General features: G+C 70.7%; 3 protein-coding genes and 1 pseudogene. 1 reads left to right on the plus strand and 3 read right to left on the minus strand.

Features of this window, described 5'->3' with window-relative positions; translation table 11 throughout:
- The 3 genes and pseudogenes from LOY02_RS18875 to LOY02_RS18885 form a co-directional block, all read right to left on the minus strand.
- A pseudogene (locus tag LOY02_RS18875) lies at positions 1 to 223 on the minus strand (acetaldehyde dehydrogenase (acetylating)); the annotation flags it as partial.
- Between the two features lie 4 nt (positions 224 to 227).
- Positions 228 to 1,040, minus strand: a complete 813-nt coding sequence (locus LOY02_RS18880) for a 2-keto-4-pentenoate hydratase (RefSeq protein ID WP_317183906.1) — start codon at positions 1,038 to 1,040, stop codon at positions 228 to 230.
- Between the two features lie 176 nt (positions 1,041 to 1,216).
- Positions 1,217 to 2,026 carry an IclR family transcriptional regulator gene (locus LOY02_RS18885; RefSeq protein WP_317183907.1) on the minus strand — a complete coding sequence of 270 codons (810 nt, stop codon included), beginning with the start codon at positions 2,024 to 2,026 and terminating at the stop codon, positions 1,217 to 1,219.
- 62 nt (positions 2,027 to 2,088) lie between these two features.
- Between LOY02_RS18885 and LOY02_RS18890 the strand changes: the two genes are divergently transcribed.
- Positions 2,089 to 2,898, plus strand: coding sequence for an IclR family transcriptional regulator (locus tag LOY02_RS18890; RefSeq protein WP_317183908.1), 810 nt, complete (start codon positions 2,089 to 2,091; stop codon positions 2,896 to 2,898).
- Positions 2,899 to 2,973 lie beyond the last annotated feature (75 nt).

Genomic DNA, 2,973 nt, shown 5'->3' on the forward strand with positions numbered 1-2,973 from the left:
CGGGCAGCTCGTCCTGGGCGAGCAGCCAGTCGACGCCCTCGTGGGAGGCCTCGAGACCGACGGAGCGCGCCCGGCGCAGGCCGTCCGAGGCCGGGTCGACACCGATCATCCAGCGCGGCTCGATGATGTCGCTGCGCCGCATGAGCTTGAACATCAGGTCGGTGCCGATGTTGCCCGGGCCGACGATGGCTGCGGTGCCCTTGGTCCGTGTCTGTTGCGCCATCTGGCTACTCCTTGCTGGACGAGGTGGACGAGGCGGACGAGAAGCGCGCGGTCACCGAGCCGAGCCCGGCGAAGGTCGCGGTGAAGGTGTCGCCGGCGGCGACGGGGACCATGGCGCACACCGCTCCTGGAAGGACGACGTGCCCGGCCTCGAGGGTGATGCCGCGGGCGCCGACGGTGTTGGCGAGCCAGACGAGCGAGTTGATGGGGGAGCCGAGGACCGCGCCGCCCGCCCCGGTGCCGACGACCTGGCCGTTGCGGTGGAGCGTCGCGCCGGTGAGCCGGAGGTCCACTTCGCGCAGGTCCGTCGGCGTCGAGCCGAGCACGACCGCGCCGGACGAGGCGTTGTCGGCGATGGTGTCGAACAGGCCGATCTTCCAGTCGCGGATCCGGGAGTCGACGAGCTCGAGGGCCGGCAGGACGAAGTCGATCGCGGCGATGGCCTCGTGGACGGTGACGCCCGGCCCGCGCAGCGGCTTCTTGAGCACGAACGCGACCTCGGGCTCGACCCGCGGCTGGATGAACCGGTCGACCGGGATCGGCATGTGCTCGAGGTAGAAGAAGTCGTCGAGCAGGTGCCCGTAGTCCGGCTCCTTGACGCCGAGCATCTTCTGCATCGCCGCGGACGTGAGGCCGACCTTGTGGCCCTTGACCGTGCGGCCGGCTGAGGTCAGCTCCTGGATCTGCTGGAGCTGGATGGCGTAGGCGTCCTCGAGCGCCAGGTCGTCGTAGGTCGACGTGAGCGGCGCGATCGGCTCGCGGGAGTCGTAGGCCGCGAGCAGCTCGCTCGCGGCCTCGGACCTGGAGTGGGTGTCCACCTGCGCGTCCCTTCGACGAACGTGGGTCCCGGTGGCAGCCGGGGGGTGCGCGGACCGCACCCAGTGCTCTGGAACTCACGGTAGGTCGGCCCAGGACGCCCGTCGCGGCCCGTTCCGCTCCCGGGAACGAATCAGAGGGCCTCACCCCGCCGGGTGTGGAGGCCCTGCCGGCGGCGTCAGTTCGCGATGTTCTTGGCGATCCGGTTGGAGGCAGCGGTGAGCAGCGGCACGAGCTGCCCGACGGCTGGGGCCACGTGCTCGGTCGGTCCGAAGACCGACAGGGAGGCGATCGCGACGCCGCGGCTGATGACCGGCACCGCGACGGACGATGCGCCGTCGAAGGACTCACCGTGCGACTCGGCGTAGCGGCGGCTGCGCACGCGGTCGACCACGGTGGCCCATTCGTCGGCCGTGCGCACCGTGCTCCGCAGACGAGGTGGGAAGCCGGCGGTGAGGCGGGCTTGGTACACCGTCTGGTTGAAGGCGGCCAGCACCTTGCCGGAGCTGGTGCAGTGAGAGGGCAGGCGACGTCCGAAGTGTCCGAGGATCCGCACGCCGTCGTGGTTCTCGATCCGCTCGACGAAGACGACATCAGCGCCCTCGGGAACGGAGAAGTTGACCGTCAGGCCGGTCGCCTGTGCAACCTGGCGCAGGGTGGGCAGGGCCGAGTGACGCAGCTCGTTGCGGGCGAGGGCGAGCTGGCCGAGCTCATAGAGGTGGATGCCGAGCCGGTAGTGCCCCGTCGTCCGGTCCTGCTCGACGAAGCCGCGGGAGACGAGCGTCTGGAGCAGCCGGTGCGCCGTCGACTTCGCGACGCCGAGCCTGCGGGCGATGTCGGACACCCCCAGCTCACCGTCGACCGCGAAGCACTCGAGCACGTCCAAGGCAGATCCGACGGACTTGAGTCCGGACCCCAGGCTCGGGTCCTGGACGGCTACGGGCTTCCGTGGCGTCGTGGCGCACCACGCCTGTTCAACGATCGTCATCGACCGGCCTCTCCTCGATGGGATGCCATGACACTGGCCCAGCGAGGGGGTTCAATCAATGCATGCGTTCCACTGAGCGGCACGGATCGCCGGACGTGACCGACCTCACCGAGCCCGGTGAGAAGCCCGTCGGTCCTCCCGGCGTCCTCGGCCGGACCCTCGCGCTGCTCGAATCCTTCGACGCGCGCGTGTCGAGCCTCTCGCTCGGGGAGCTGTCTCGTCGCAGCGGTCTGCCCAAGTCGACGGTCCACCGGATGGTGACGGAGATGTGCCACGAACGGATGCTCGAGCGGGAGGATGACGGTACGTACCGCCTGGGGTTGCGCCTCTTCGAGATCGGTGAGCGGGTGCCGACCTACCGGTCGCTGTCGGAGGCCGCGCGCCCGATCATGGAGGACCTCCGCGAGGCGACCCGGCAGCGGATCCACCTCGCCGTCCTCGAGGGGGTCGATGTCGTCTACGTGGAGATCGTCGGCGCCGGCCTCCTCTCGATCGGGTCCCGCACGGGTGGTCGCTTCCCGGCCCACGCGACGGGGGTGGGCAAGGCGTTGCTCGCGTACTCGCCCGCCTCGGTCGTCCAGGCACGGATCGACGCCGGGCTGCCGCGCCTGACTGCCCGCACGATCACGACGCCGGGGGCACTGCACCGCGACCTGCGTCAGGCACGGACCCGCGGTTTCGCCCAGGACCGTGAGGAGTCGCATGTCGGGGTGTCGTGCGTGGCGGCCCCCGTCTTCGGCACGGATTCCAGGCTCCGGGCGGCCCTGTCCATCACGGGCCGGACGACCTCGATCGATCCGGCGAAGCTCGGACCAGCGGTGCTGACCGCCGCGCACACTCTCGGGCGGGCGCTGCGCGAGAGCCACCTCTGACCCCGAACGGGCCGGATGGATCAGCGCTTGATGAGGGGGGACTTCAGGCCGCCGGACGCCTTGTCGGACTCGTCG

Origin of the sequence: Intrasporangium sp. (genome assembly GCF_032907665.1) — a bacterium.
GTDB lineage: Bacteria > Actinomycetota > Actinomycetes > Actinomycetales > Dermatophilaceae > Intrasporangium.

Coding starts and splice junctions, on each gene's coding strand:
- LOY02_RS18885 (WP_317183907.1), bottom strand. CDS start 2,026: ATGACGATCGTTGAACAGGCGTGGTGCGCCACGACGCCACGGAAGCCC.
- LOY02_RS18890 (WP_317183908.1), top strand. CDS start 2,089: ATGCGTTCCACTGAGCGGCACGGATCGCCGGACGTGACCGACCTCACC.